This window comes from Lentilactobacillus sunkii DSM 19904 (assembly GCF_001435575.1).
Lineage (GTDB): Bacteria > Bacillota > Bacilli > Lactobacillales > Lactobacillaceae > Lentilactobacillus > Lentilactobacillus sunkii.
Genome location: NZ_AZEA01000061.1, coordinates 1 through 1,124, shown reverse-complemented (window position 1 = coordinate 1,124; position 1,124 = coordinate 1). Strand labels below are relative to the sequence as shown.

Sequence of the window (1,124 nt, the reverse complement as noted above, 5' to 3'; positions counted from 1 at the left end):
ATCGGCAGTTTGGTCACAGGGATTTCCGCAGTTATCATTCTGGTTTGGTTCTTAGCACCAATCGTCTTACAGCTGATGGTTAACCCAATCGCTGACTTCGTTGCCTTCATGATTCTTCAGTACACGATGTTCAATCACACAATCTTCTACCTGTCGTTCTTCTACATTACTGAACCACTGACATTCTTAACCTTTGTTGGTTCGTTCACTAATTGGCTGAATCCACTGAACAGTTTGTTTAACGGCATCAGCAGCTTTGCGAAGAATAGTCTGTCATTCCTACGGAATGCCGGATTAACGCTTCTCAGCGGTCTTGCCTGGAACACACTGCTCAAAGGCGGATTGCTTGGACTTGCGGGCTTCCTGCTGCTCGGCAGCGCCAGCTTGGATCTCCAAGGATTGATTACATTATTTGGATTAAACACATTGATACCTAACTTAATGCTTTGGGCCGTTGCCATTCTGTGGGTTGGTCTTTTGGTTATCGTCGGAGTTCTCGGCGTTGTTGCCAACCTGGGAATCAACGTACCAACCTACTTAACATTTGAATTGGCTGTTCCGGCAGCTACAATGTTAGCCATCACCGTTGCCTTAATTGGGATGGTCGGCATGTTAAGTATCGATATTTCAACCATTCTCACAGCGGTTCCAGGAATTGTTACGAAGTTAGGCTTGGGATCACTCATTGCATTAGTTTCAGATCCAATCTTTACAGTATTAACTCAGGCAGGATTTGCGGTGATTGGGTTTGCCTCAATCGTTGCATTGATAGCCGGAGGCTTCATGCTGGCTGAGGATTGGCTGCCAAGTACCTTTAATATTCCAACCTTCCTGTTCTATCTGATTATGACCAGTCCAATCTGGACAGTCGGTAACTGGGATGGTTTGGTTCCAATCATTGGTTGGATTCCAGCGATTATTGCAGATATTGGGTACATGTTAATTGGTGCCTGGGGCACTGGTCTTTTGACCGTCCTTAACTTCACCACTTGGCTGACAACTAGTCTTCCACTGGTATTCTCCACAGTCGTCGGGATTTCACTTCTCTTGTCATTAGGCTTGGGTGGTTTAATCTTGGCACCAATCGGTTTGATCGGCGGAGCGGTTGTTTCGCTCGTTAACGC

Annotated in this window: 1 protein-coding gene; it reads left to right on the top strand. The window is 46.1% G+C overall.

Going from position 1 to position 1,124, the window contains the following annotated elements:
- Window positions 1–1,124 (top strand): hypothetical protein (locus FD17_RS13260; RefSeq protein WP_162256786.1); only part of this gene is annotated, 1,124 nt, incomplete at both ends.